Source organism: Candidatus Manganitrophaceae bacterium (assembly GCA_012960925.1).
Classification (GTDB): domain Bacteria; phylum Nitrospirota; class Nitrospiria; order SBBL01; family JAADHI01; genus DUAG01.
On sequence record DUAG01000062.1, the window covers coordinates 17,791 to 42,486 of the forward strand.

Annotated in this window: 31 protein-coding genes; 10 read left to right on the forward strand and 21 right to left on the reverse strand. The window is 50.9% G+C overall.

Features of this window, described 5'->3' with window-relative positions; genetic code table 11:
• Positions 1 to 21: 21 nt before the first annotated feature.
• From EYQ01_09745 to EYQ01_09785, 9 genes are all read left to right on the forward strand, one after another.
• Complete coding sequence (locus tag EYQ01_09745; protein HIE66065.1) at positions 22 to 732, forward strand: hypothetical protein; 711 nt, start codon at positions 22 to 24, stop codon at positions 730 to 732.
• Between the two features lie 122 nt (positions 733 to 854).
• Positions 855 to 1,709, forward strand: a complete 855-nt coding sequence (locus EYQ01_09750) for a pirin family protein (GenBank protein ID HIE66066.1) — start codon at positions 855 to 857, stop codon at positions 1,707 to 1,709.
• 121 nt (positions 1,710 to 1,830) lie between these two features.
• Positions 1,831 to 2,595, forward strand: coding sequence for a ParA family protein (locus EYQ01_09755; protein ID HIE66067.1), 765 nt, complete (start codon positions 1,831 to 1,833; stop codon positions 2,593 to 2,595).
• Positions 2,585 to 3,433 (forward strand): ParB/RepB/Spo0J family partition protein, encoded by an 849-nt coding sequence (locus EYQ01_09760; GenBank protein ID HIE66068.1) that lies wholly within the window; start codon positions 2,585 to 2,587, stop codon positions 3,431 to 3,433. Before EYQ01_09755 ends, EYQ01_09760 begins: the two co-directional genes overlap by 11 nt.
• Before the next feature lie 65 nt (positions 3,434 to 3,498).
• The gene (locus EYQ01_09765) at positions 3,499 to 3,900 is read left to right on the forward strand and encodes a polymer-forming cytoskeletal protein (GenBank protein ID HIE66069.1); all 402 of its coding nucleotides are present in this window, start codon (positions 3,499 to 3,501) and stop codon (positions 3,898 to 3,900) included.
• Complete coding sequence (gene mnmA, locus EYQ01_09770) at positions 3,872 to 5,005, forward strand: tRNA 2-thiouridine(34) synthase MnmA (GenBank protein HIE66070.1); 1,134 nt, start codon at positions 3,872 to 3,874, stop codon at positions 5,003 to 5,005. The genes EYQ01_09765 and mnmA overlap by 29 nt, the downstream gene beginning before the upstream one ends.
• A 12-nt stretch (positions 5,006 to 5,017) precedes the next feature.
• Complete coding sequence (locus EYQ01_09775; GenBank protein ID HIE66071.1) at positions 5,018 to 5,326, forward strand: hypothetical protein; 309 nt, start codon at positions 5,018 to 5,020, stop codon at positions 5,324 to 5,326.
• 14 nt (positions 5,327 to 5,340) lie between these two features.
• Positions 5,341 to 5,688: a hypothetical protein gene (locus EYQ01_09780; GenBank protein HIE66072.1), complete on the forward strand. Its 348-nt coding sequence runs from the start codon at positions 5,341 to 5,343 to the stop codon at positions 5,686 to 5,688.
• 21 nt (positions 5,689 to 5,709) lie between these two features.
• Positions 5,710 to 5,991 carry a hypothetical protein gene (locus tag EYQ01_09785; protein ID HIE66073.1) on the forward strand — a complete coding sequence of 94 codons (282 nt, stop codon included), beginning with the start codon at positions 5,710 to 5,712 and terminating at the stop codon, positions 5,989 to 5,991.
• Positions 5,992 to 6,012: 21 nt separating this feature from the next.
• On the opposite strand, the gene iscX is transcribed toward EYQ01_09785, so the two are convergent.
• The 8 genes from iscX to EYQ01_09825 form a co-directional block, all read right to left on the reverse strand.
• The gene (gene iscX / locus EYQ01_09790; GenBank protein ID HIE66074.1) at positions 6,013 to 6,219 is read right to left on the reverse strand and encodes a Fe-S cluster assembly protein IscX; all 207 of its coding nucleotides are present in this window, start codon (positions 6,217 to 6,219) and stop codon (positions 6,013 to 6,015) included.
• Positions 6,219 to 6,551: a 2Fe-2S iron-sulfur cluster binding domain-containing protein gene (locus EYQ01_09795; protein ID HIE66075.1), complete on the reverse strand. Its 333-nt coding sequence runs from the start codon at positions 6,549 to 6,551 to the stop codon at positions 6,219 to 6,221. The genes iscX and EYQ01_09795 overlap by 1 nt, the downstream gene beginning before the upstream one ends.
• 16 nt (positions 6,552 to 6,567) lie before the next feature.
• Positions 6,568 to 8,403, reverse strand: coding sequence for a Fe-S protein assembly chaperone HscA (hscA, locus tag EYQ01_09800; protein HIE66076.1), 1,836 nt, complete (start codon positions 8,401 to 8,403; stop codon positions 6,568 to 6,570).
• Positions 8,404 to 9,114, reverse strand: coding sequence for a Fe-S protein assembly co-chaperone HscB (gene hscB, locus EYQ01_09805; GenBank protein HIE66077.1), 711 nt, complete (start codon positions 9,112 to 9,114; stop codon positions 8,404 to 8,406). It lies immediately after the preceding gene.
• Positions 9,115 to 9,247: 133 nt separating this feature from the next.
• Positions 9,248 to 9,622 carry an iron-sulfur cluster assembly accessory protein gene (locus EYQ01_09810; protein ID HIE66078.1) on the reverse strand — a complete coding sequence of 125 codons (375 nt, stop codon included), beginning with the start codon at positions 9,620 to 9,622 and terminating at the stop codon, positions 9,248 to 9,250.
• The gene (iscU, locus tag EYQ01_09815) at positions 9,609 to 9,992 is read right to left on the reverse strand and encodes a Fe-S cluster assembly scaffold IscU (GenBank protein HIE66079.1); all 384 of its coding nucleotides are present in this window, start codon (positions 9,990 to 9,992) and stop codon (positions 9,609 to 9,611) included. Before iscU ends, EYQ01_09810 begins: the two co-directional genes overlap by 14 nt.
• Positions 9,993 to 10,046: 54 nt before the next feature.
• Complete coding sequence (locus EYQ01_09820) at positions 10,047 to 11,261, reverse strand: IscS subfamily cysteine desulfurase (GenBank protein HIE66080.1); 1,215 nt, start codon at positions 11,259 to 11,261, stop codon at positions 10,047 to 10,049.
• Between the two features lie 22 nt (positions 11,262 to 11,283).
• The gene (locus tag EYQ01_09825; GenBank protein ID HIE66081.1) at positions 11,284 to 11,709 is read right to left on the reverse strand and encodes an Rrf2 family transcriptional regulator; all 426 of its coding nucleotides are present in this window, start codon (positions 11,707 to 11,709) and stop codon (positions 11,284 to 11,286) included.
• Between the two features lie 221 nt (positions 11,710 to 11,930).
• Between EYQ01_09825 and EYQ01_09830 the strand changes: the two genes are divergently transcribed.
• Positions 11,931 to 13,346, forward strand: a complete 1,416-nt coding sequence (locus tag EYQ01_09830) for an HD domain-containing protein (GenBank protein ID HIE66082.1) — start codon at positions 11,931 to 11,933, stop codon at positions 13,344 to 13,346.
• 33 nt (positions 13,347 to 13,379) lie between these two features.
• On the opposite strand, the gene EYQ01_09835 is transcribed toward EYQ01_09830, so the two are convergent.
• From EYQ01_09835 to EYQ01_09895, 13 genes are all read right to left on the reverse strand, one after another.
• Positions 13,380 to 13,907, reverse strand: a complete 528-nt coding sequence (locus EYQ01_09835; GenBank protein HIE66083.1) for a hypothetical protein — start codon at positions 13,905 to 13,907, stop codon at positions 13,380 to 13,382.
• A gap of 5 nt (positions 13,908 to 13,912) precedes the next feature.
• On the reverse strand, positions 13,913 to 14,284 hold the full coding sequence (locus EYQ01_09840; protein ID HIE66084.1) for a response regulator: 372 nt from the start codon (positions 14,282 to 14,284) through the stop codon (positions 13,913 to 13,915).
• A 337-nt stretch (positions 14,285 to 14,621) separates the two neighbouring features.
• A complete protein-coding gene (gene pheT / locus EYQ01_09845; protein ID HIE66085.1) occupies positions 14,622 to 16,382 on the reverse strand; it encodes a phenylalanine--tRNA ligase subunit beta in 1,761 nt (586 codons plus the stop codon).
• On the reverse strand, positions 16,327 to 17,925 hold the full coding sequence (locus EYQ01_09850; protein HIE66086.1) for a phenylalanine--tRNA ligase subunit alpha: 1,599 nt from the start codon (positions 17,923 to 17,925) through the stop codon (positions 16,327 to 16,329). The genes pheT and EYQ01_09850 overlap by 56 nt, the downstream gene beginning before the upstream one ends.
• A 5-nt stretch (positions 17,926 to 17,930) precedes the next feature.
• Entirely contained in the window at positions 17,931 to 18,605 is a 675-nt protein-coding gene (locus EYQ01_09855; protein ID HIE66087.1) for a ribulose-phosphate 3-epimerase, read from the reverse strand.
• A gap of 46 nt (positions 18,606 to 18,651) precedes the next feature.
• Positions 18,652 to 20,016 (reverse strand): 16S rRNA (cytosine(967)-C(5))-methyltransferase RsmB, encoded by a 1,365-nt coding sequence (gene rsmB, locus EYQ01_09860; GenBank protein ID HIE66088.1) that lies wholly within the window; start codon positions 20,014 to 20,016, stop codon positions 18,652 to 18,654.
• Positions 20,017 to 20,171: 155 nt separating this feature from the next.
• The gene (gene htpX, locus EYQ01_09865) at positions 20,172 to 21,035 is read right to left on the reverse strand and encodes a zinc metalloprotease HtpX (GenBank protein HIE66089.1); all 864 of its coding nucleotides are present in this window, start codon (positions 21,033 to 21,035) and stop codon (positions 20,172 to 20,174) included.
• A 53-nt stretch (positions 21,036 to 21,088) separates the two neighbouring features.
• Entirely contained in the window at positions 21,089 to 22,030 is a 942-nt protein-coding gene (locus EYQ01_09870; GenBank protein HIE66090.1) for a methionyl-tRNA formyltransferase, read from the reverse strand.
• A gap of 46 nt (positions 22,031 to 22,076) precedes the next feature.
• The gene (def, locus tag EYQ01_09875) at positions 22,077 to 22,604 is read right to left on the reverse strand and encodes a peptide deformylase (protein HIE66091.1); all 528 of its coding nucleotides are present in this window, start codon (positions 22,602 to 22,604) and stop codon (positions 22,077 to 22,079) included.
• A gap of 123 nt (positions 22,605 to 22,727) precedes the next feature.
• Positions 22,728 to 23,051 carry a type II toxin-antitoxin system PemK/MazF family toxin gene (locus tag EYQ01_09880; protein HIE66092.1) on the reverse strand — a complete coding sequence of 108 codons (324 nt, stop codon included), beginning with the start codon at positions 23,049 to 23,051 and terminating at the stop codon, positions 22,728 to 22,730.
• Entirely contained in the window at positions 23,038 to 23,268 is a 231-nt protein-coding gene (locus EYQ01_09885) for an addiction module antitoxin (protein ID HIE66093.1), read from the reverse strand. The genes EYQ01_09880 and EYQ01_09885 overlap by 14 nt, the downstream gene beginning before the upstream one ends.
• A gap of 433 nt (positions 23,269 to 23,701) precedes the next feature.
• The gene (locus EYQ01_09890; GenBank protein ID HIE66094.1) at positions 23,702 to 23,989 is read right to left on the reverse strand and encodes a CPBP family intramembrane metalloprotease; all 288 of its coding nucleotides are present in this window, start codon (positions 23,987 to 23,989) and stop codon (positions 23,702 to 23,704) included.
• Positions 23,962 to 24,618 carry a CPBP family intramembrane metalloprotease gene (locus tag EYQ01_09895; protein ID HIE66095.1) on the reverse strand — a complete coding sequence of 219 codons (657 nt, stop codon included), beginning with the start codon at positions 24,616 to 24,618 and terminating at the stop codon, positions 23,962 to 23,964. Before EYQ01_09895 ends, EYQ01_09890 begins: the two co-directional genes overlap by 28 nt.
• Between the last annotated feature and the right edge of the window lie 78 nt (positions 24,619 to 24,696).

Below are 24,696 nucleotides of genomic sequence, written 5' to 3' on the forward strand. Positions count from 1 at the left end.
TTCAAAATCACAAAGGACGCTATGGAATCACTTCCGGATCGACGTTCAGAATGGTTCGTTCCCCGGTTTGGCCCCCTCAAATTTCGTATATTTATCGGCCTCCTCTTTCTCCCTTATACCGGAATGGTTCTCTCTTATACCGTCATCGGCGCCATGCTGGCAGAAAGAATCTTCTGGGACCGTGTTCTTGCAATCGTCCTGATTTATTTTCTGGGGCTGGGGGTTGCGGCCCATGCCCTGGACGCCATCGGCGGAGAGGCGGCGAAGCCCTGGGGACAACATTTTTCAAAACGGGGACTGTGGTTTCTTGCAGTCAGTGCCTTGATTCCGGCATATGGTATCGGGATATATTATATCCTCTATTGGACACCCTTGCTTCTCGCCATCGCCCTCCTCGAAGGGTTTTTTCTGTTCGCATACAACCTGGAATGGTTCAATGGGCGTTTTCACACCGATTACTGGTTTGCCTTTTCCTGGGGTGTCCTTCCGGTGTTGGGTGGGTACATCATTCAAACCAACAGCATTTCCCTCCCCTCGCTGATCGTTGCCGGTGCGATGGGGCTTGTCAGCCTTGTTGAAATAAATGCCTCACGTCCCTATAAAGAAATCAAGCGCTCAAAAAGGGAGTCTGATTTACATCACTTGAAGCGGTATGAGATGATCTTGAAGGGAGTCAGCATGGCAATGCTCCTCCTGGGAACGGGAATGCTCCTCTGGCGATTGAAAATGTAGGGGAGAGGATCGATGAAGCTGTCCAGTTTGTTTTACTTATTTTTACTTAAAGTGGCATTTATTGCGCTGATCATCCTGCTTGCCAGGAAGTCAGGTATTTTCTTTTTGTAGGGGGCTTGGTGATGGATACCTTTCGCAAGATTCGGAAGATCCTGAAGGGTCAGCCGGTCATTGAAGGCGCAGGGGTACACCTGATGCGTCTTTTTGGTTCCCCGGAGACTCAGCTCCTCGATCCCTTCCTTCTTCTCGATGATTTTCACTCCAGCAACCCGGACGATTACATGGCCGGATTTCCGATGCACCCTCATCGGGGAATCGAAACAATCACCTACATGCTGCATGGGGAAGTCGCGCATCGGGACAGCATGGGCAATCGCGGGGTCATCCAAGGCGGAGATGTTCAATGGATGACGGCGGGGGGAGGCATTATCCACGAAGAGATGCCGAAGCGTTCAGAGGGGGAGCTCTGGGGGTTTCAACTGTGGGCGAATCTGCCCGCGTCACACAAAATGGTGGCCCCCCGATATCAGAATATAAAAGCCAATGAGATCCCAAGAGTGTCTCCAAATACGGATGTTTCCATTAAGGTGATCTGTGGAGAGGTCGGAGGCATAAAAGGACCGGTTCAGGGGACCGTGAGCTGCCCGGAATATTTTGATGTTACGATCACCCCCGATGCCGTTTACGAGCATGCGACGGAGAAAGAACACACCGTATTTGCCTATGTGATTGAGGGTGAAGGATTGTTTGGAGAGGAAGCCCCTGTACCGATCCTGCCTGGAAACCTGGTTCTTTTCGGACAGGGTAGTGGAATCCGAGTAAGGACCGTAGCGCAACCGGTCCGTTTTCTTCTGGTCTCAGGACAAGCGATCAGAGAACCGATTGCCTGGTCCGGCCCGATTGTCATGAATACAAAGAAAGAACTTGAAACCGCCTTCGAAGAATATCGTCTCGGCACATTTTTAAGGCACAATTAGTTGAGGAAGCTCTGATTTAGGGTGCCCAATTGGTCTGGCTTTGAGACTTTTTTTCACAAAATAAATGTGTTAGGATAGCGAAATTTAAGATTTTTTTAGTGTTTTGAATAAGATGCCTGACATGGGAAAAATCATTGCGATTGCAAATCAAAAGGGAGGGGTTGCCAAGACGACGACAGCGATCAATCTCGCTGCTTCTCTGAGTGTCGCAGAAAAAAAAGTCCTCTTGATTGACCTCGACCCGCAGGGAAATGCAACCAGTGGTCTGGGGGTCGATTCGGAAGAACTCACTGGAAGTGTTTATGATCTTTTCACCGGTCGAAGCGTGGTCTCTGAATTGCTGGTCGAGACCGGAGTGTCGAGACTGGATCTTCTTCCATCGCACATTGATCTGGTAGGTGCTGAACTGGAGTTGGTGGGGGTCAAGGGCAGAGAGAAGGTCTTGAAAGATCATTTGGCGGGGGAGATCGATCAATATGACTATGTTCTCATCGACTGCCCCCCATCACTCAGCCTCCTGACGGTAAATGCGCTTACGGCGGCAGATTCTCTTCTCATCCCCTTACAGTGTGAATACTATGCCATGCAAGGACTCAAACAACTGATGGATACCGTGATGCTGGTGCAGGGATCCCTCAATCCCAACATCCGGATTGAAGGAATTCTGCTGACCATGTACGACCGACGAAATAATCTGAGCAATCAGGTTTCAAGTGAGATCCGGACGCACTTCGGGCAACAAGTATTCAAGAAGGTCATCCCGCGCAATATTACCCTGGCCGAGGCGCCAAGCCATGGAAAGCCGGCCCTCTATTACGATGCACTCTCACGCGGGGCTCAGGCCTATCTCGCATTGGCGAAGGAGGTGATCGAACGTGGCGCGTAAGGCACTCGGAAGAGGATTGGGTCTCACCGCACTTCTTCCTGCAGCAGAGACCGGGACACAAACCATTCGTGAGATCGGTATCGATCAGATTGTTCCGAACCGCTACCAGCCCAGAAAAAACTTTGATACGGATGCCCTGGCTTCACTGGCGGCCTCACTGAAGACGAATGGCTTGATCCAACCCCTTGTCGTTCAAGGTGAAGCCAATGGGAAGTTTGAACTGATTGCGGGAGAACGGCGTTGGCGGGCGGCCCGGATGGCCGGTTTTTCAAAAATTCCGGTGATGGTCAAGAAGCTCCAGGAGCGTGAAATGATGGAGTGGGCCCTTCTTGAAAATATTCAACGGGAAGATTTGAACCCGATCGAAAAGGCGCAGGCTTACTCCCGTCTGACGACGGAATTTTCATTGACTCAGGAGGAGATCGCCGAACGAATCGGGATCGATCGCTCCTCGGTTGCAAATTTCCTTCGACTCCTCCAGCTGCCTGAAGCGCTCTGGAAGGAGATTTCAGAAGGGCGACTTACGATGGGGCACGCGAAGGTCCTCCTTTCTTCAAATATCAAGGAAGATCTCTTGCGATTTGCAGAAGAGATTAAATCCAAAGGTTTGTCTGTCCGGCAACTGGAGGCGCTCGTCCAGAAGAAAAAGGGGACTTTCTCGTCGAAGACTCCCCGTGCTGGAGAGGCCTCGTCGCCTGAAAGTCTGGAAGTCGAGGACCGGCTCCGCCGTTCCCTGGGAACAAAGGTTCGCTTGATACAACAGGGTCACAAGGGTGAGATCCGGATAGCGTACTACTCATTGGAAGATCTGGAAAGAATTCTGGAGAAAATAGTTTAGGATATTTATAAGCTGTCATTAACCTGGAAGCGGCCAATGCTTCTAGAACGTGTAACGGAGGAGAGATGGGAAGAAAAGAAAACATGGATGAGATTATTGCCTTTCTTGGGAAGGGGACCGAGTTTAAAGGAATTATTACCTATACAGGAACGATTCGAATCGATGGAAAGGTTGAGGGAGAGATCGTTTCAGAGGGATCCCTGGTCATCGGAGAATCCGCAGATGTTCAGGCGGAGATTATCGTCGAGACTGTCGTCTGCAGCGGAAAGATCTCAGGTAATGTCCGAGCCAGCAAGAAGGTCCATCTTCTCCCGAAGGCGATATTCGATGGCTCCATAAATACCCCCTCTCTGGTGATTGATGAAGGCGTGCAGTTTAATGCTACCTGCAATATGAACATGAAAAATAGCGAAAAGGAAGAGTCTGTCACGGCATTACATGCTGTTGGTCAGGAGACGCAAGGGTAGCTCTTTCGTGCAGAATACACGGAACAAGAAAAAGGTTGTTGTCGGGATGAGCGGCGGGATAGACTCCGCCGTCACAGCCGTCCTCCTTCAAGAGGCGGGTTATGATGTCATCGGTGTGACTTTAATCCTTTGGAAAGATGAAGGGGAGGAAGAGAAGCGTTGGCAGGACCGGTCCTGTTGCAAGGTCGGGCTTGCCAGGCACGTCGCGAAAGAGCTTGCTATCCCGCACCATGCCATTGATATTCAGAAGGCCTTTCAGGAAGAGATTATCGATGACTTTAGCGATGCCTATCTCGAAGGCTTAACCCCCAACCCCTGCGTTCGTTGCAATGAACGGATGAAATTCGGACATCTCCTCAAAGTTGCCGAGAAATTCGATGCCGTCTTTATTGCGACAGGCCATTACGGTCGCATCCGCTATCGACCCGAGCAGGACCGATACACCCTCTGCAAGGGCCTTGACCATGAAAAAGATCAAAGCTACTTTCTCTACCGCCTTAACCAGAAACAACTCTCGGCAACACTCTTCCCGCTCGGAGAAATGAAAAAGAAAGCAGTCTACCAGAAAGCGGCGGAGCTGGGGCTTCCTTATGAGGAGGTCTTGGAGAGTCAGGAGGTCTGTTTTGTAACGCAAAAAGACTACCGGGCCTTCCTCTCAGAGAATCGTCCGGAGGCCGCGGCCTCCGGAGAGATCGTAACCGAAGAGGGAGAAGTGGTCGGTCAGCATGCAGGGGTGGCCTTTTATACGGTGGGCCAGCGGCGAGGCTTGGGAATCGCGCTGGGAAAACGAACCTATGTCACCCGGCTTGATCCGGTTAAGCGGGAGGTGGTGGTCGGTTCGGAAGAGGCTCTGCTCCAGGAGGATCTGGTTGTCGAAGACCTCGTGTGGGGTGGGGTTGGTCTTCCCTTAGGGCCGCTTCGGGTCAGGGGGAAAATACGATATCGCACCGAGGAGCATGAGGCGACTCTTTTCCCACAAACGAACGGGACGGTTCATGTGACTTTCGATGCTCCCCAGCGCGGGATCTCCCCCGGACAGTCCATTGTTTTTTATGACGGTGATGAAGTCGTCGGGGGCGGCGTGATTTCCAAGGCCGCCTTCTAGCCTCAAAAACATATGAAAAATAAAAAGCTTGGTATAATTTTATCAACCCCGCCGGAGGAAAAGAATCTTGCCCTGGTGGTTTCGCTTGCCACAGAGGCCCGTCGGCAAGGGATTGGTGTTTATCTCTATCTTATTGATGACGGCGTGAAGCACATCGACCATCCGGAGATGACCCGTCTAAAGGAGACCGGGGTAAAGCTCTTCCTCTGTGCCTACGGTGCGCAACGACGCTCCATCCCACCGAGCGACAAGGCGGCCTTCGGCGGTCTTGTGGTCCTTTCAGATCTTATCAAGGGCTGTGACCGTTTTATCACTCTGTAACTTGTAATTGTTCGATGTCAAAAAAAATCCTTATCCTCATTCGAAGCGATCCACGTCAAAGCCACCGTACCTGCGAAGGGGTCCGCATTGCCTTGGGTCTGGCCGCCTCAGGGCATCAGGTCGAACTCATTTTTACGGAGGAAGCCCCCCGCATATTAGAAAATGATATCGAGGATCTTGTCGATGGAGAGATTGCGATGAAATATCTCACCACACTCAAGGAATTTATTCCGGTTCTTTATATTGATGATGCGGGCGCAGGCGGGATTGACCTGTCAGGCAGTGATTATCAGATCAAACCTCTCTCGAAGGAAGAGATCGCATCAAAAATGGCGGAGTCCGACTGGTTTGTGAGGCTTTAGGAAGCTTTAGGAGGGACATATTTGAAGCGAATTTTACATATCCTGAAGGAAAGAGAGGATGCCTATCCGCTGGAGTTGATTCGGAAACAGGCCGAATCAGATCATGTAGTCGTCATACTTATGCGGGATGCAATAGGCATGGAAATCCCGGACCCAAAAGTATCAGTTTGTGTCCTCTCAGAAGATGGAAAGGATCAAAAAATTCAAAATTATGCCTCTCCCACTCATGTCCCTCATAGAAGGATCGGGTGTAAGGAGATGCTCGAAACGATCTTTTCCTGTGATACTGTATTGAGCTGGTAGAGTCTATTACCTTCTGAATCGTTAGTCGTCTTCAAGCTCTTCATGCCAGGCCATCTGGATCCCTTCAAGGATCCCCTCATTCGAGCCTTTCGGGTCATCCTCAAAGTCGGCAAGTTCTGTGACCATCTTATGAAGATCGGTAAATCGGAGCGTTAAGGGGTCGATGTCAGGATGCGCTTCGATTAAGGCGAATGCAACCTCTTCGTTATCGCGCCATGTGAGTTTCATTAGTGTTGTTCGGCCTTTCTAAATTCCTGTGTCCGCTTGGGAATCTCGACGAGAATATCTCCGTTTACGCGTGCCTGACAGCCGAGACGGGAACTCAGGGTGAGTCCTTCTGCCGTGTCGAGCCGGTCTTCTTCATCCTCTTCCATCTCTGAGAGATGGCCCATCCCCTCCCGGATAAAGACATGACAGGTTGTGCAGGCACAACTTCCGCCGCAATTGTGCTCCAGGTCAATGTTGTTATCAAGGGCCACATCAAGGATTGTTGTTCCCTCTTTTACTTCAAGGGTGACATTCTCACTCGGACGGTCTGATTTAAATGTAACTTTCGGCATTGCCCTTTCCAATCCTTTATGAACCAGCAATCTCTTTGTTTTTGAGGGCCACCTGGACCGATTGGTCCATCAAAAGTTCTGCAAGTTTTTGCGTGGCTCCATCCAGGCCCCCGAGTTTTTCCCGGATGAGACGATGGTCCAGGCCTTTCATGGCTTCTTTCAGATCAGCCATGCTTTCTTCTATTTTGTTTCTTTCTGACTGATCGATTAGTTCCTTTCCCTGGGTCAAGCCCTTTTCCGCGTGGCGGAGAACGGTGTCGGCATCGTTGCGGGTCTCGATCAGCATCCGCGCTTCCATATCTTTTTTGGCATGTTCAACCGAGGCCAGGATCATGGCCTCGGTGTCTTCGTCGGTGAGGCCGTAAGTGGGTTTAACCTCTATCGATTGCGCTTTGCCGGTCCTTAAATCTTTCGCGGAGACCTTGAGAATACCATTCGCATCGATCAGGAAGGTCACTTCGATCCGTGGCATCCCGGCAGGGAGGGGGTCGATCCCCGTCAGGTTGAACTGGGCGAGGCTCCGGCAATCTTTGACTAGCTCTCTCTCCCCCTGGACCACATGGATAGCAACCGATTTCTGCCCGTCTGTAAAGGTGGTAAAGGACTCCTTCGCGCTGGTAGGGATGGTGGTATTTCTCGGGATGAAGCGATTGATGACGCCGCCCATCGTTTCCATACCGAGAGAAAGCGGGGTCACATCGAGAAGAAGCATGTCCGTGATGCTTCCCGCCAGAATATCGGCCTGGATGGCCGCGCCAAGGGCGACCACTTCATCAGGGTTGAGTTCACTCTGAGGTCTTTGTTTAAAAAGATCCGCGACCATGTTCTTGATGAGGGGAATCCGAGTAGAGCCTCCGACCAGGATGACCTCGTCAATCTCTTCTGCTTGAAGATGTGCGTCTTCCAGGGCCTGACGGCAGGAAACAATCGTTCGGTCAACCAGGTTCTGAATCAATCCTTCAAATGTATGCCGGCTGATTTCCCTTTGGTAGCGGATGTTTTGGTCTGGCAGGGTCAAAGAGATCGTTGCATTTTCTTCAGACGAGAGCTGGCATTTCACATGTTCCGAGAGGAGCCGGACTTCCTGAAAGGCCTTCGGAGAAGTCATGAGGTCAACCCCGTATTGTTGCTTTATCTCGTCGACGATGAGCCGGATGAGACATTGATCGATGTCGTCGCCACCGAGATGGGTATCTCCATTGGTGGACAGGACCTCAAAAATACCATTCTTTATCTTGAGGATGGAGACATCAAATGTTCCTCCTCCGAGGTCATAGACAACAATCCATCCTTTTTTCTTCTTTTGCAGCCCATAGGCCAGTGAGGCAGCGGTCGGTTCATTGACAATCCGAAGGACCTCCAGCCCAGCGATTTTCCCGGCATCTTTGGTTGCTTGACGTTGGCTGTCGTTGAAGTAAGCTGGTACGGTGATAACGGCTTGTGTGACGGGGGCTTTCAGGTGTGCCTCGGCCCGTTGTTTCAACTCGGTCAGTATGAGAGCCGAGACTTCGGGAGGGGTATACAGATGTTCATCAACCTGGATACGGATAACCTCTCCGGGCTGACCAGTCAAGGGAAAGGGAAGATACTTGAGATCGGATTGAACCTCTTCAATCCCTTTTCCCATAAGGCGCTTGACGGAAAAGATCGTGCGCCTGGGACCCTCTATTAGGGATTTTTTAGCGGCTTGTCCGACGACAATGCGTTCCACAGAGCCTTCGGGATGAAGGGCAACGATAGATGGGACCGCCGATGCCCCGGACAATCCTGGAATGATCTGCGGTTGCCCCCCCTCCATGTAAGCTACGAGACTGTTCGTTGTGCCGAGATCGATTCCAACGACCTTTGACATTTATTTCCCCTCGATTGCTGTACGAATATTTTTAACCATCCGCTCCAGGTAGGCCCGGTGAGAAAGGATCTTTTTCATCTCCTGCAAGCTGGCCATTTGTTTCGCAGTGAAGGCTTTGGCTTTTTCGGAGCCCTCTAGCATATCCCATTTCCCGGAAAGGACGCCAAGCTGCTTTCGTGCCTCCATTTGCCGCGTCTGCAAGCTCTCACTCGATGCTTTCAGAGTTGAAAAAAGGGCGTTCTTTTCAGCCGACTCCCCCGGAGGAAGGGTCTTTGCTTCTTCCAGGGCCTCTTGAAGCGTAAAGATCTCTTCAAACAGATCCGCGGGGGCTTCCGTATTGATATCCTCCCCTCCCTCAACAAGACCGATGAGGTAGACGACTCTCTCCAAGGGATCTTTCAGGGTCCTGTAGGCCCGGTTCAGAATGGCGGTATTTTCAAGGCTGATCTGCTGCTCTTCCTGAGAGCGTCTTTGGTAGAAATCCGGGTGAAACTTCCGGCTTAAATCATGGAAGGTTCCTTCGAGTTGATCCGGATCAATCTGTAAGCGGACGCCGAGTCCGAGACAACTAAAATAATCAATATTTTCCACATAGGCCTGGAGCGCGTCACAGGAGGAACAGAAGAAGAGGTCCGCTACCTCAAAATTGCAGCTCCAGCATGTGCGTGTTTTTAAGGTTTTTTCCGAATCGGTTTTCACTTCAGATGTCATTGGCGCTTCCAGTAATAAAATGGCCCCAAATCCGGAGTTTGCCGGAGAAACAAAGAGTCCACTGCGATGATCCTCTCTTCCGGCAGGCTCCTGGGGGCCTGATTTTTGAATAAGAATACTTATTTACAAGGGATCAGGTTGAAAAGGACTCGCCGCAGCCGCAACTTTGTTTCGCGTTGGGGTTGCTGAACTTAAATCCTCCCCCGACCAGGGCGTTGCTGAAGTCAAGGGTTGTTCCGGCGAGATAAATGGCGCTTTTCTTATCGACAATGACCTGTAAGCCATCCACCTCATAGGAGATATCATGGGCGTTGATCTCCGAGTCGAACTTGATTGAATAGGAGAGACCGGAACACCCGCCTCCATCGACGCTGACACGCAACCCGGCATTTCCCAGGTTTTTTCGCTGGATTATGCCCTTCACTTCACGAACGGCTTCGGGCGTGAGGAGAACAACCACTTCATCATTTATGGCGTCTGACGCGGTTATCTCTTCAGTCTTTTCCATTTTTCTTCCTGTAATCCGTGATAGCTGCCTTGATTGCGTCTTCCGCCAGGACGGAGCAGTGTATTTTTACCGGAGGCAGACTCAATTCATTGACAATCTCTACATTTTTTATTGCAAAGGCTTCATCGATTGTCTTTCCTTTGATCCATTCCGTCGCCAGACTCGAACTCGCAATCGCACTCCCACAGCCAAAGGTCTTGAACTTGGCATCTTCAATCACCCCGTCCGTAACCTTCAGTTGAAGTTTCATGACATCTCCGCACTCAGGCGCTCCGACAATGCCGGTTCCGACTGTGCTGTCCGATTTGTCCAGGCTTCCCATATTTCTGGGATTATTATAATGATCAATGACCTTGCTGCTGTAAGACATTATATGTAACCTCCTAAGATTAACAATTAAACCCTGAGATGCTCCCGGGGAGAGTTAATGTTCCGACCACTGGACGCTGTTCAGGTCGATCCCTTCTTGTGCCATTTCATAAAGGGGCGACATTTCCCGGAGCCGGATCACGGTTTCAATCACCCGTTTGGCAACATAATCGACCTCTTCATCGGTGTTAAACCGTCCCAGACCAAAGCGTAGAGAAGAATGTGCCAGGTCGCTTCCGACCCCCAGGGCCCGAAGCACATAAGACGGTTCCAGTGACGCAGTTGTGCAGGCTGAGCCGGATGAGAGGGCAATTTCTTTCAGGCCCATCAAAAGGGATTCTCCCTCAACATAAGCAAAGCTCATATTGAGGTTCTGGGGAAGCCGTTTTTCCGCATGACCATTCAGGTAGACCTCGTCCAGTTTGTCCAATATCTGGCTTTGGAGGCTTTCTCGCATTCGTGTCATCCGGGCAGATTCTTCAGACATCTCTTTTTCACAGATTTCACACGCCTCTCCCAAACCAACAATTCCCGGAACGTTGAGCGTCCCTGAACGCATTCCCCGCTCATGTCCGCCGCCGTCAATCAGCGGAGCAATACGGACACGCGGGTTTCTTTTTCTGACATAGAGCGCCCCGATGCCTTTGGGTCCATAGATCTTATGTGCGGAAAGGGACAACAAGTCGATCCCCATCGCCTGGACATCCACCGGGATTTTCCCCACACCCTGGGTCGCGTCGCAGTGAAAGAGGACCCCTCTCTCTTTCGCGATTGCTCCGATTTCTGTGATGGGCTGAATGACGCCGATTTCATTATTGGCCATCATAATGGAGATCAGGATAGTCTTATCCGTGATGGCCTCTTTGATGCTCTCAAGACTGACCAGTCCATCCTTCGCGACTGTGAGGTAAGTTACCCGGAAGCCGTCTCTTTCAAGATGTTTCACGCTGTCCAGAACCGCCTTATGCTCTGTGACGACCGTAATAATATGATTCCCTTTCTCACGGTACATCTCGGCTGCACCTTTGATGGCCAGATTATTGGATTCGGTCGCTCCGCTTGTAAAGATAATTTCTTTCGATCGGCAGTGGAGCAGTTGGGCAATTTGTCCCCTTGCTCGATCAACCGCTTTTTCAGCTTCCCAGCCAAATGAGTGGTTCCGGCTGGCCGAATTACCAAAGGCCTTCGTAAAGTACGGGATCATCACCTCCATCACGCGCGGATCTACCGGCGTTGTTGAGTGATTGTCCATGAAAATAGGAAACTCCATCCTACCCCCTTTATTAAACCATCTAAACCGTCAGTTCTACCGGAACCTCTTCGCTACAGATCTGATCGATGGAAACATTGTCCAGATAGTCAACAATCTTATGCTCGATCTTCCGAAGCGGACTCCGAATGGTACATCGTGCTGTTTGTGAGCAGGACGTGTCCCCTTCCACGCAGTGAACAATTTGAATCGGCCCTTCAATGGCCCGGATCAAATCGCCTAAAGAGATCAAACTCGGATCTTTTGCCAGTGTGTAGCCTCCCTTTGGGCCGTTCTGGCTGATAATAAACCCTTTTTTTGCAAGCCGCTGTAAGACCTTTGCCAGAATTTCAAGAGGAATATTGTATATCTCTGCGATATTCCTCGTATTTGCAACAGACTCGCCTTTAAAGGACATAAAGTTAATTGCCATGAGGGCGTAGTCAATCTTCTTGGTCAGCTTGAGCATGTCATCTTTCGTCTAGTAAGTAGGCCTTCATAAAGTACGACACTTTTGATCGGAGACCATTAGGGTCGGATATATATTTACCATAGGGACTCCCTTCCTGTCAACCCAAATTTACGAAGGGTCTGACCCTGGGGGTTCCCTTTTTCTTGCGAGGTTTGTGGAAATCAGTTATGATCAGCCGAGCTGAATGAATAGAGCAGCAGTGAGAGGACACATGTTTTATGGATAAATCAAGCCGTTTCCCCTCCCTGAATAGCCGCGAAATGCTTTACGAAGGGTTGGCGCTTCTCGCCGACCCGATCCACAATTATATCCCTTTTACTGTGCCGATCGGGAACCGGGATGAAGCAACCGAGAAGGATCTAATCGATTCCCCCTGGATGCAGCGGCTTCGGTATATCTATCAGTTACAGTCGGCGCGATGGGTCTATCCCTCTGCTGAGCATTCCCGTTTTGTTCACTCCCTTGGGGCGATGCATGTTGCAGGACGTTTTGGGAAACATCTTTACCCCTCACTTAAGGAAGTGACCTCTAGCTGTCCTTCTTTTAATTTTATAGAAGAGCTCCTGCGCGTTTCTGTCATGGTTCACGATATCGGTCATGGCCCATTCTGCCATTTCTTCGACCATAACTTTCTGGATGAATACGGCCTGACGCATGAAAAACTCGGGCAGGCGATCATCAGACAGGAATTGGCCTCGATACTAAGACGAATCAGGCGCAGCCCCAGTGGTTTGTTTGAACCCGGAGAAGAACTCAACCCGGAGCATGTTGCCTTCTTAATTCATAAGGATGACACCTACAAAACGCCGGAAGACTATCCCCGCTGGCTGGTGATGTTGAAACCGCTCCTGTCCGGGATCTTTACCGCCGATAATCTCGATTATGTGCTTCGAGATGCCTATATGTGCGGGGTGGCCATCGGGCCAGTCGACCTGAATCGCCTCATGCACTATACTTTCTTCACAGAAAAGGGCCTGACGCTTCACAAATCGGGGCTTCCTGCCTTGACGATGTTTTTAAATACCCGTTCTTACCTCTATTTCAATGTCTATTATCACCGAACAACCCGCTCACTCGATATGCACTTGCGTGATGTATTCCGTGAGACGATTAAAGAAATTTTCCCTTTCAATCCGCTGGACAAACTCAGCGCCTATGTTGATCTCACCGACTGGTCCCTCCTGCTGGAAGTGAAGTCGTGGAGGAATGACGACTCACCCATGAGAAGAAAACTTTTCTCTGAGTGGAACAAGATTCTTCTCAGGGATGTTAAGTGGAAGATGGCCTACGATACGACCCTTTCCACAGAAAGAACGAAGAACGGAAGATGTACGATAACCCCGGTGGATTTTGAGGAGCGAATGCGAAAGTGCCTCCCACCGGAATTGAAGGACCTCCCCTTCCGTGTTGATCTGGCCAGTCAGGACCCCCGACCGGCCGATACGCTCAGGATGGGAGAGAGGCAGGTCTATGTCTTTGAGCCCTCCACCGGAGTTGTCTCAAAGGAAGCACTGTCGGAGCATGTCGATTCTATTCCGGCATGGCTGATTCAGTGCCGCGTCTATGCCCTGAATCACGACCATGACTCGGTATTATCCCACGCCGCCGAAAAGGTCCTCTCGAAGTATTCCTGAATTTTTTTGGGGGGTGGGTGCGCGAACGCGCGTTCAATCTTCACTTAAAGGCAGGTTTTCTAGTACGTCAGTCCTTTGAGGTCCATTTGTGACTTCCTGAGCTGAATAAACCAAGATAGCTGCCAACAAACAAAAAATGAGTACCATCAGAATCCGGTTTTCTCTTAAAAAATGTATTTGCAGGCCGCCGCAGTAGGGGCATTTATTCGTATGCTCTCCTGAATATTCCTGATGACACCATCGGCAGGATCTCACGATCCCAGGCGTCTTTGCATCGGCCTCTGTCTGAGGCGACTTCTCTTGTAGGGTTGTTTTACAATGCTTGCACAACGATGCTTCGCGTCTGATCATCTCTGCGCAAGCGGGACACTTTATGTATCCCCTCTCTTCCGGGCCCTGATCTTCATACTTTTTGTCTCCGATGGCCGCGACATGGATGATCGCGACAAAGAAAAAAAAGAATCCATAGAGGGCCCAGGGAAAAAAAGAGCGGTTTTTCTGCTCTGCGATGACACCGACAATCGCCCCGAGAATAATGCCTATGACAAGCGTTAAAGTCATACGCCTTATGCCGAACCGTTTGCTAGAGGATTAGTATCGTTGATCTTACTTACAAGCGTTTCAAAAGAAAAAGGTTTCGGGAAGTAGCCATCCGCTCCCGCCCGGTAAACATCCTTGAGCAGATCTTGAGTATCTCTTGCCGTCATGATGAAAATAGGTGTGGTTACTTCATTTTCTCTCAGCTGTCTACAAACATCCAGGCCATTTTTTAAAGGGAGGAAGACGTCAAGAAGAATGACATCAAAGGGCCGCGACTCAGCCATGTCCACTCCCGTTTGGCCATCGTGAGCAACCTCGACCTCGTGCTCCTCGGCTTCCAACCCTCTTTGCATATACCCTGCGATCCGTTCGTCATCTTCGATGATTAATATCCGCATTTTTTCCCTGATTCAAGTAATGGCTCCCCTGGGGAACCCACTCCAGAGTACCCTTTAACATATCACACGATTTTCCGAAGTCAATCCCCAGCCCCAAGACGGCTGTGAAGACAAGGCCAGAGTCCATAAGGACGACCGAAGCGTACTCACCGTGCGGTGAGGAGTCTGTTGGCCGATAACGCAGTATTTCCAGGCGAATCGGGGGTTTCTAATTCCGCAATCGCGGAATTAGGGCCAGCCTCTTCCAACGATACAACCGGGAACGGTTTGGGAGACCAATCTTCTCATCATAGAGGATGTGGGACAGATCTTGTTCCGGAGGAGGAGCCGTCCCTGTTTAAATCTTTTCGATCTCGATTTCGAAGGAGACGCAGGGCATGCCGATCTGCCAGCGGGTCAGGACATCCGGATCAAGTTCTCCGATCAGGCCGATCTTTCCTTTTTCGGCAGAAATAGTCCCGGACCGGCCTTCGATAAAACTCGGATGGCAGATCGACTCCAGACGGCATCGCCCGGAGAAACTTAGGAACAGGGCCTCCAGGACGGCATGGAGTTCGGAGAAGGTCGCGTTGGGATGGGCAATCAATGCTGCCAGATGGATGGATGTTGTCGTCGCTTCTTTGGGGTTTTCCCTTCCTGGGCCGGGTGACGTCAATCGGGCAATCTCTCCAACCTCAAAGATCCGATGCGGGTAGAAGGCCTTCGAGCTTGCTCCTTCAACACGCAACAGAGAAGGGAGAAGGGAAGGTCGAAGGAGAGAAAAGCGTTCGTTCATCGGATTTTCAATCTCGACGATCTTTGTTTCCGACCTCTCCTCATCCAATGCGGAGAGTCTCATCCTCTCAATGAAGTCCTGCCGTGAGCCCAGGATATTTGAAATAATCTCCTGGAACCCGAAACCCACCATGGCTTCCCTCAGAAAATCAGAAAGGGTTTCGATTCGGGAGAGAGAGCCCACGGTAAAGGTAGACGGCATCTCCGGTTCGAAAGAGCCATAGCCCCGGCAGATGGCAAAATCCTCAATGACATCAATCGGGTGCATCGTATCGTCCCGGTAGGGGGGCGCGGTGACGTTTAGGTTTTTCCCCTTTGTCTGAACTGTGTAACCGTAGGCTTGAAGCCCTGAGACGGCATCCTCCATCTTCACTTTTTCTCCCAGGACCTGCTCAAAGGTGTCGAGGCTCAGATCGATACTGCTTGAAAAATCATAAGGCATCCGTATGGCCTTCCCGTAATCCGTTTTATCCGAGTATTGGATAGAAACCGGTTCAATGGCCGCGCCGCGATCCGCGAGGTTGCAGGCAAAGATATTCAGGGCCAGCATCACCATTCGTAGATCTGTTCCCGTCACCTCGACAAAGAGTTCTGTGTCGCCGACCTTTACTTCGCCGACCTCACGGCTGTTGATGATGGGAGGGAAGGAAAGGATCTCTTCTTTCGCGTCAATGAGGATCGGGTACTTTGCTGCCCCGAAGAGGGTGTCGGCATGGGCCACCCCTTTCGGATGGTTTTTAATAATTTCCGCAAGGGACATGGACTCGTTAAACCCGAGGGGGACAAAGGAAGTGCTCTCAGGATCGACCAGGTCATAGCGAACCGGGAAGGTGATTTTTGGGAGGCGATAGAGGCCGATCGAAACGGTCTTCCGCTTTCGGCCAAAGGACTCAGCGAGTTTTTCCTGGACCTGGATCAGCTGCTCCAGGATCGGTTCGGTGATGACCATGCCGCGGGCGATACAGGCGGCCAGATAGGGACGGACGCCACTCATCTCTTTTGAGACAAATACTTCTCGATCCGCCTTTGTTTTTGGATCGAAAAAGGGATAGTCCGGTCCCGTTTTTGACTTTTTAAGACAGATCTGCCGGGCAATTCCCTCCGGAGACCAGAGGTCGGGCCGGTTGGTGTCATTCAACTCCACCTTGGCGATGTCCTGCTCCGGAAAAAACTCCTTGACCTCCCCCTTGACCTGCTCCAATAACAACTCCAGGCGGGCCTGGTCAATTTTCTCATGCAAGAGGGATTCAAGGTCGCTGATGGTGACTTCAATTGTCGGGATTTTCGGCCTCCCCTGATTTTTCCAGGACAGTCTGTTTCTCACGGATCATCCCAAGATCGGAAGAAAAAAGATCCCGGATATCTAAGATCTCCAGGGCCACCATTGCCATGCGATCCAGGCCAAGCCCCCAGGCAATGACCGGCACATCCACCCCAAGCGGTTCGGTCACTTCCGGCCGGAAGAGGCCGGCACCCCCCAACTCCATCCAGCCAAGTTTGGGATGCCGAACGTGCATCTCGACCGAGGGTTCCGTGAAGGGAAAGTAGGCCGGAAGGAATTTAATCTCCTCCGCACGGGCCACCTCTTTGGCAAAGAGGGTCAGGAGCCCCAACAGCGTCCGAAAATGAATCTCAGGACCCAGAACAATCCCCTCGACCTGAAAGAAATCCGGGGCATGGGTTGCGTCGACCTGATCATACCGAAAACAGCGGGCAATCGAGAAATACTTTCCAGGAATATTTGGTTTCTCGCCGAGCGTCCGCGCTGACACCGAAGTTCCCTGACTGCGAAGGATCAATCGACGGGTCCGCTCTGCGTCAAAAGGGTAGCGCCAACCGCGTGACCCGCTCTTGCCACCATTCTGATGTGTTGCGGCAACACGGTCGATGGTCTCTTTCGGGATTGTCTGGTCATGGAGGTTCCCTTTGACGAAGTAGACATCATGGATCTCCCGGGCGGGATGAAATTGAGGCATGTAAAGGGCATCCATATCCCAGAACTCACTCTCCACCAGAGGTCCCCGCATCTCACTAAACCCCATCGAAACAAATTTCAGCTTCACCTGGTCGAGGAAACGCTTGTAAGGATGCTTCCGACCGCCGGTGATCCGTGGGGGGAGGAGCTGTATGTTATATTTTCGAAATTGCTTCTCTTGCCAGCTTCCTTCTTTGAGCATTTCCGGAGTCAAACCCCCGATCTCTTCCACCGACCCGACGGCCAGCATTTTCTGATAGATGGCCCCGAAACGTTCCGTCGGTGCATAGGTCCGATGAACCCGCTCGTCGACACGGAAGATCCCTTTGGCCTTACCTCGTTTCCGATGGTGGGCTTCAATGGCCGCCTGATCTTCGGGCGGAAGGGTCGCCACTGGAACGGAATTCTCCATCTTGCCGAGTTGTTCGATCACACGCTGAAGGGACTCGAATTCGGCCAGCTTCGAGCGATCCGCCAATTCCAGCTTCCCTCCAGAAACAATCACCACGGCCCCGCTTGCCTTGAGTGCTCCGATGGCGGAGCTCTTCTCCTCCGGCTCCATGTCAGTGCGTTGCTGCAGTTCACGAATCGGGACCTGTCCCTTATTTTTGATCTCTTCCACCATCCTGAGGAGGGGAGTCTTTTCTTTTGCGTAGGCGGACCCAGTCGGGGTTAGGGACACAAGGGCCTCTACCGATTCATCAACCACCTTCACGATCTCCTTCGTCAGAAGCCATCCAAGCGCCATGGAAAGCTGGGAGGGCTGAAGAGAAGTGTCTCGCTCGAGAATCACCTCTTCAGTCAGCTTGTCGTGGCCGGAAAATTGGACCAGGACTTTCTTTTCAAGAGGATGAAGGCTTTCCGCCAGTTTTGTAATTTCATCATCATTCATGGCTTCTATTTTGTGCTTCCTTCTTCTCTGATGTCCCTGATCGTCTGCCCATAATTCGGGCTCTGAAAGATGGCCGATCCGGCGACAAATACATCGACGCCCGCCTTTGCCAGCATCTGCGTATTCTCCACCTTCACGCCGCCGTCCACTTCCAGGTCTATTTTTAGATGCCGCGCATCAATCTCCGTTCGTGCCTCTCTAATTTTGTTCAGAACCCTCGGGATGAAGGCTTGTCCGCCGAAACCCGGATTGACCGACATGATCAGAAGAAGATCGATTTCTCCGAGAATCTCTTCAACAGACGAAATCGGTGTGGCCGGATTTAATGACACACCTGCGCGTGCTCCATGCTGCTTGACCATCTGGATCGTCCGATGAAGGTGAGGACAGGCCTCCACGTGAACCGTGACCGAGTCGGCCCCGGCCTTGATGAATTCAGGAATAAGATTATCCGGCTCAACAATCATCAGATGAACGTCGAGCGGCAGCGTCGTCACCTTTCGTACCGCGTCAACAATGAGTGGCCCAATGGTCAGATTCGGAACAAAGCGCCCGTCCATGACATCGATATGAATCCAGTCGGCACCCGCCGCTTCCACCGCTCGGATCTCTTCCCCGAGCCTGGAAAAATCAGCCGCCAGGATAGATGGGGCTATTTTGATTGGATCGGATGAGACCATCGTATCTTACCTGCCATTCTTGAACAGCGTGTTTCCAAAAAATGCACTAAGCCGTCCTGATCCACCGGACGGCGAAGAATCGGTCCATTCTATCCGAATTGAAGAGCGTTGTAAAATAACGTTTTTCATTCAGATATTTTCTTGCGGCGGGGGGGAGGCCTTCAGATGGATCTTCGAGTTTCAACTCCGGATGTAAGCTGAAAAAGGCCTCAACAACCTCTTCATTCTCTTCCGGTTCAGTGGAGCAGGTAGCATAAATCAACCTGCCGCCGACCTTCAGATGATGGAACGCTTTTTCCAGGATCGCACGCTGAATCTTGGCATAAGACTCTATGGTTTCGGGCCTCTTCCTCCATTTTCCTTCCGGGATTCTTCGCAGGATCCCAAGCGCAGAACAGGGGGCATCCACCAGGATACGGTCGTATTCCCGCTCCGGGGCCATCGCCTCTTCCGGTGCTTCCGCCGAAACCCCCGGCGTCTGAAGGCGCTTGATGTTTTCTCTCACCAGCGCCATCCTGTCCGGATCGATGTCGGTCGCGACGACCTGTCCCTTCCCTAGCATCAACTCTGCCAGGTGGGTCGTCTTTCCTCCGGGTGCCGCGCAGACATCTAGAATTGTATCTCCGTTCTGCGGGTCTACCAGGTTTGAAATCAGTTGGGCCCCTTCATCCTGAACGTAGAGTCTTCCTTGACTGTACGATGGAAGCGATCGAAGCGACACCCCGCTGATGGCAATCCCGACCGGCGAAACAGCGCTCGGGGTGACGGTGGCCCCCTCCTCTTCCAATTGTTTGATTAAGGCCTTCCGATCCGTCTTTAACAGATTCACCCGAAGGGTCATCGGGGGAACCGTATTGTTCGAGCGGCATAAATCAGTCGTCTTCTCTTGGCCCCATCGATTGATCCATCGCCGGACCATCCAGGCTGGATGCGAATATGTGATGGAAATACAGGAAATGGGGTCGCCCGGGTCGGGTGCTGGCAGCTTATCTTTCTGCCGGAGAACCGTTCTTAAAAGACCATTCACCAGGCGACTTGCCGAGATCCCTCCAACTCCTTTTGACAATTCGACCGAGGTGTCGACCGCGGCAAAGGAGGGAACCTTATCGAGAAAGATGAGTTGGTAGAGTCCAAGCCGAAGAGTATTTCTTATCGGGGCCTTGATATAGCGGACCTTTGAAAAGTGGTCGATCTGCCAATCAAGATAAGTCCTCTGGCGGAAGATCCCATAGACCAACTCTGTCAGGAGACCTCGTTCCTTCTGCTCCAGCCGATGGATCTGAAGGTAACGATCAATAAGAAAGCTCAGGTCTTCCCGACTCTCTTCGGCCTCAGCCAAAAGAAACAACGCCCCCTTCCTGGCAGAGGGGGGCGTTCTCTTCACTTTAATGTAACGTCTCATCTTACCCATCTAAGGTCCCATGGCCGCGTTACTGTGGTGTTCGAATCATCACGTACACACACAACGCTCCGGTTCTGCGCTCCTCGTGCCTTGCCCTGTAACCTTATCTAGGCAACCTGAACATGGGATGCGAAAAGGTGAAGTTATTTTTTAGTAAGTCCTTATTATCTCTGACCGTAGGCCATCCCTTCCAGCCGGGCGACGCGTTCTTCCATCGGGGGATGGGTTGAAAAAAGGGAACGCATTCCTCCGCCCCTCAAGGGGCTGACGATAAACATGTGGGCAGTTGCCGGGTTGGCCGCCTTCATCGGAACACGCCTGTTTGCAGTCTCTAATTTCCGCAGGGCTTCTGAGAGCCAGAGGGGATTGCCGCAGAGCTTTGCCCCGCCCGCATCAGCCGCGAATTCACGAGAGCGGGAGATTGCCATCTGGATCAACATGGCCGCCATCGGGGCGACAATCATCATTACAATCATGCCCAGAAAGCCTCCGCCCCCTTCGTCATCGTCCGAGCGTCCGCCGAAGCCGCCAAAAATCATGGCCCATTGTGCCATATTGGCCAGCATCGAGATCGCGCCGGCAAACGTCGCGGCAATCGATCCGATCAGGATGTCCCGGTGGAGGACATGGGACAATTCATGCGCCAGAACGCCGGTCAACTCCTCACGGCTTAAGACCTGTACGATGCCCGTGGTCACGGCAACGGCGGCATGGCTGGGGTTGCGCCCTGTGGCAAAGGCATTCGGCGTGGGGTTGTTGATGACATAGATCTTGGGCATAGGCATTTTGGCTCGCATCGCCAGATCGGCAACGATCCCGTAGACCATCGGGGCCTCTGCCTCAGTGACCGGCTGGGCGCGGTACATCTTCAAGACAATCTTGTCGGAAAACCAGTAGCTGACCCCATTCATAACCAGCGCAAGGATAAAGGCCAGCATCGCCCCGCCCTGTCCGCCCAGGGCCTGACCGGCAAAGACCATCAAAAGCGTCATCAAGGTCAACAAAAAGGTTGTTTTTATTATATTCATCTCTTAACTCCGTAACAAATGTTGATCACGGCTGCGTTGGGAAAGGGCCCTAATCAGGGGTTCTTTAATTTTCTCGTGGACACAAGGAAGGCCCCTTTATTCATGTGATGGCCCACCGCATATTCATGCGGGGTCATCTTTCGCTTTCCCTCTGGCTGCAGTCTCTTTATTAGTATATAACCTCTCCCTGCTGCCACTTCAAGGCCTTTTTCTGAGAGTTTGAGTACTTCTCCGGGAACACCCCATTTCCCTTCAGCTTTTCCCATCTCCAGAGCGGGAATTTTCCAGCGGTCCCCGCCAAAAAAGGTTACCGTCCCCGGCCAGGGGCTCAGCCCCCGCCATCGGTTGTAGACCGCCTGTGCACTTTCTTCCCATCGGATCAAGCCGTCCTCTTTCTTCAAGAGCGGTGCCTTCGTTGCCCTTGCGTCATCCTGCGGGATGACCTTGAGCTTGCCCTCTTTTAAGGAGGCGACCGTCTCAAGCAGCAATTCGGCCCCGAGCTCTGCCAGACGGGCTGAGAGAAATTCTGCCGTTTCATCGGAATCGATTTGGACCGAACGCTGCAACAGGATCGGACCCGTATCCATCCCTTTGTCCATCTGCATCGTTGTCACCCCGGTTTCTACTTCTCCTTGAACAAGTGCCCACTGGATGGGCGCGGCACCCCGATACTTCGGCAGGAGCGACGAATGGACGTTAATGCAAGGGTACTTTGGAATCTGGAGGATGGTTTCAGGAAGAATCTGGCCGAAGGCGACGACAATGATTAGGTCGGGTGACAATTCAGAGAGAATTTTCGTAAAAAGGGGGTCTTTTTTCAGTCGTTCGGGCTGATAGACCGGCACGCCCTTTTCCAGGGAAGCGACTTTAATGGGTGGCGGAGTGAGGGTCTGTTTGCGGCCTTTTGGGCGGTCAGGCTGTGTGACGACTCCGATGACATTTTCTGATTCACAAATGGCCTCAAAAGACGGAAGGGCAAAGTCGGGGGTTCCCATGAAAATGACGCGTTTTTTATCTAGGGTTCGAACGTTCTTCAGCGTATTACCATGACCTTCCCCATCTCATCTTTTTCTTGAATTTCCGAAGGAATATATCTTTTTTCAGGCTGCTGAAATGGTCGACCATTAAGACGCCATTGATATGATCGACCTCGTGTTGAAGCATCCTGGCAAAGAGCCCTTCCGCTTCAATCCGAATCTCTTTTCCTTCCCGGTTCAATCCTTTTAACTGAACACGAACGGCCCGCTTGACCTTCTCAAAATAGCCCGGAATAGAAAGGCAGCCTTCGTCATCAATCACTTCTCCTTCCTTCTCGATGATTTCAGGGTTGAGGATGACCGTAGGTCCTCTTACATCTTTCGGTAGTTGATCCGACAGAGAAAGATCGTAGATGAAGATGGAGAGAGAGTGGCCCACTTGGGGTGCCGCCAGGCCGATCCCGGATACGGCGTAAAGGCTTTCAAACATATCATCGATTTGTTCCTGAAGCATGCCGTCAATTTCCGTAACCAGTTCACCCTTCTCCGAAAGAACCGGCTCCGGATATTTAACGATCTCGATCACGGCCATGCCATTTCCTCAATCATAGAACACACCTGAAACATGACAGGAAAGCTAGCACAATCTCCTGATGGAGGCAAGGCGAGGGGCATCTTCAAGCACCACTCCCAATCCAGAAGTAATCAATGCTCTCTATCTTAAGTCCAACTGCGTCTTGATCGCTGCGTTTATTTTTTCCATATCTGATTTTCCTACAGATCCATGCTTCCTGATCAATCGCAGCTTGCTTACAGTCATGATCTGGTCTGCCATCGCTTTCCCCTTCTTCCCTTTCACTTTGAGATATGACTCACTCGGGTAAAGACGATCCGTCTTGCTTGATAAGGGAATCACCTGAACCCGGTTTAAAAATTTATTGGACGCATCATTGCTCACAATGACTGCAGGGCGTTTCTTCTTTATTTCCCCTCCAACAGAAGGATCAAACTGAATCCACCAGACCTCACCACGCTTCACGGGCACGATCTCCAATTGCAGCTTCTGACCACTCCAGGGCTTCGGCTTCCCGCTTTTCGTCTTCTGCCATCTGTTCGTATGCGGCCTCCAACTTGGGTTTTATGACATGAGGGCGTACCAGGTTTTCGATAAAACGGCTGATTTTCCCTGGACCAATCACTTCTCGAAGCCCCTGATAGACCGCTTCATCCACTGTTATTGTTAATTTCTTCTGCATGATCTCCCCTCCATACGAATACGTATTCCATACGTATTCTACTTATTTGTCCGAGAAAAGTCTAATTCCACAATCTTGGAATGCAAATGCCTTTCTTTATGCATTTATGCAAGACATGTCCCGATATAGACCACTCTCGCTACGATCCTATTTCTCCGACAAACTCCTACAACAGTTGCCTTTCTCATGCCGGTTCACTAATGGAAGGGGTCAGGCCTGCTCATTGCCTTATTAGCGGAGGTGGCTGTGCGTTTTGGAAGAGATATAATAACCGTAAGCAAAGGCACGCGGCGAATTACACAGCGCCCCAAGATCGGAGACTGAGTCGATACGCTTGAGGAATCTTGTACCATGAATGAAACACAGATAACCCATAAGCCAAGCCTGACCCTGTGCACTGTCGCAAGAACTAAACCTCTCCCTTTAGAGTTGATTAACGAGAGGTTTTGCCTGGTGTACCTGTTAGGGTATGTCCTCTTTTTAGCATCGCGCGGTATATTATTTCCAAAGTTAGGAATATTGATGTTAAAAGGAATGCAGTCCATCCGAATGCGCTTTTGAGATCTGCTATCGAGTTCACAGCCCTGTAGTTAAAATAATTTAAAACGGTCGAGAGGTTTTGAATGGCATGTGCCAAGATGACTGGCATGAGGGATTCTGTTCGTTCATAAATATAAGCATATAAAATTCCCGCTAAAAAAATGCCATCATGGACCGCAATTCAGGAACACGATGAAATATTGAGAAGAGAACACCCGTGATCAACATTGCCTTCGGTGGACCGAATCTTTTTCTGATAGGGCTATACAGCATCCCGCGAAAGACAAGTTCCTCCACCAACGGCGCCAAAATGACGATGAGGAGAATAGGCATCCATAATGACCACGCACCCAACTGACTTTCAAATAAAGTCACCAGGGCATTAATGATCCCTTGTTGTTGCGCTTGTGATATCCGTAGGGCAAAATTTCGAGAAACCAGGGGCAGATTCAGGAAAAAATAGCCTAGCACGCCCCCAATAAGAAGAACTCCAAAAGCCCATTTAGATCCAAAAATACGAACTGATTGTCGGGTGGAAAAATGATAGAGCAATACAATGCTAAATAAGATGAATACCCTTAGAAGAAAATAATATACAGGATTGAATTCAAGACGAAATAAACTTAAAATTTCGGTGGATAGAGACGGGAAGAATATTAAAATGGAGACTGAAAGGATTCCTGTCCAAACTTCCCAATGCTGCTGGTCAAATAGAGTATCCTGGTCCTTGAATCGGTCCTTCCTTGTAAATATAAAGTACCCGATGCTCCAAAAGACAAGAATAAATAATAGATCTTTCCGCAACACCATATATTAAACCGCATCTTACTATGTTTTTTCCCAAGCGCATCTAATAAATCTATGGGTTTGTTACTTTACCATAGATTA

Bases quoted from the DNA above. Each gene is read 5' to 3' on its own strand.
- EYQ01_09745 (HIE66065.1), top strand. From the start codon at position 22: ATGGAATCACTTCCGGATCGACGTTCAGAATGGTTCGTTCCCCGGTTT.
- EYQ01_09750 (HIE66066.1), top strand. From the start codon at position 855: ATGGATACCTTTCGCAAGATTCGGAAGATCCTGAAGGGTCAGCCGGTC.
- EYQ01_09755 (HIE66067.1), top strand. From the start codon at position 1,831: ATGGGAAAAATCATTGCGATTGCAAATCAAAAGGGAGGGGTTGCCAAG.
- EYQ01_09765 (HIE66069.1), top strand. From the start codon at position 3,499: ATGGGAAGAAAAGAAAACATGGATGAGATTATTGCCTTTCTTGGGAAG.
- mnmA (HIE66070.1), top strand. From the start codon at position 3,872: ATGCTGTTGGTCAGGAGACGCAAGGGTAGCTCTTTCGTGCAGAATACA.
- EYQ01_09775 (HIE66071.1), top strand. From the start codon at position 5,018: ATGAAAAATAAAAAGCTTGGTATAATTTTATCAACCCCGCCGGAGGAA.
- EYQ01_09780 (HIE66072.1), top strand. From the start codon at position 5,341: ATGTCAAAAAAAATCCTTATCCTCATTCGAAGCGATCCACGTCAAAGC.
- iscX (HIE66074.1), bottom strand. From the start codon at position 6,219: ATGAAACTCACATGGCGCGATAACGAAGAGGTTGCATTCGCCTTAATC.
- EYQ01_09795 (HIE66075.1), bottom strand. From the start codon at position 6,551: ATGCCGAAAGTTACATTTAAATCAGACCGTCCGAGTGAGAATGTCACC.
- hscA (HIE66076.1), bottom strand. From the start codon at position 8,403: ATGTCAAAGGTCGTTGGAATCGATCTCGGCACAACGAACAGTCTCGTA.
- hscB (HIE66077.1), bottom strand. From the start codon at position 9,114: ATGACATCTGAAGTGAAAACCGATTCGGAAAAAACCTTAAAAACACGC.
- EYQ01_09810 (HIE66078.1), bottom strand. From the start codon at position 9,622: ATGGAAAAGACTGAAGAGATAACCGCGTCAGACGCCATAAATGATGAA.
- iscU (HIE66079.1), bottom strand. From the start codon at position 9,992: ATGTCTTACAGCAGCAAGGTCATTGATCATTATAATAATCCCAGAAAT.
- EYQ01_09820 (HIE66080.1), bottom strand. From the start codon at position 11,261: ATGGAGTTTCCTATTTTCATGGACAATCACTCAACAACGCCGGTAGAT.
- EYQ01_09825 (HIE66081.1), bottom strand. From the start codon at position 11,709: ATGCTCAAGCTGACCAAGAAGATTGACTACGCCCTCATGGCAATTAAC.
- EYQ01_09830 (HIE66082.1), top strand. From the start codon at position 11,931: ATGGATAAATCAAGCCGTTTCCCCTCCCTGAATAGCCGCGAAATGCTT.
- EYQ01_09835 (HIE66083.1), bottom strand. From the start codon at position 13,907: ATGACTTTAACGCTTGTCATAGGCATTATTCTCGGGGCGATTGTCGGT.
- EYQ01_09840 (HIE66084.1), bottom strand. From the start codon at position 14,284: ATGCGGATATTAATCATCGAAGATGACGAACGGATCGCAGGGTATATG.
- EYQ01_09850 (HIE66086.1), bottom strand. From the start codon at position 17,925: ATGAATGATGATGAAATTACAAAACTGGCGGAAAGCCTTCATCCTCTT.
- EYQ01_09855 (HIE66087.1), bottom strand. From the start codon at position 18,605: ATGGTCTCATCCGATCCAATCAAAATAGCCCCATCTATCCTGGCGGCT.
- rsmB (HIE66088.1), bottom strand. From the start codon at position 20,016: ATGGGTAAGATGAGACGTTACATTAAAGTGAAGAGAACGCCCCCCTCT.
- htpX (HIE66089.1), bottom strand. From the start codon at position 21,035: ATGAATATAATAAAAACAACCTTTTTGTTGACCTTGATGACGCTTTTG.
- EYQ01_09870 (HIE66090.1), bottom strand. From the start codon at position 22,030: ATGGGAACCCCCGACTTTGCCCTTCCGTCTTTTGAGGCCATTTGTGAA.
- def (HIE66091.1), bottom strand. From the start codon at position 22,604: ATGGCCGTGATCGAGATCGTTAAATATCCGGAGCCGGTTCTTTCGGAG.
- EYQ01_09885 (HIE66093.1), bottom strand. From the start codon at position 23,268: ATGCAGAAGAAATTAACAATAACAGTGGATGAAGCGGTCTATCAGGGG.
- EYQ01_09895 (HIE66095.1), bottom strand. From the start codon at position 24,618: ATGGTGTTGCGGAAAGATCTATTATTTATTCTTGTCTTTTGGAGCATC.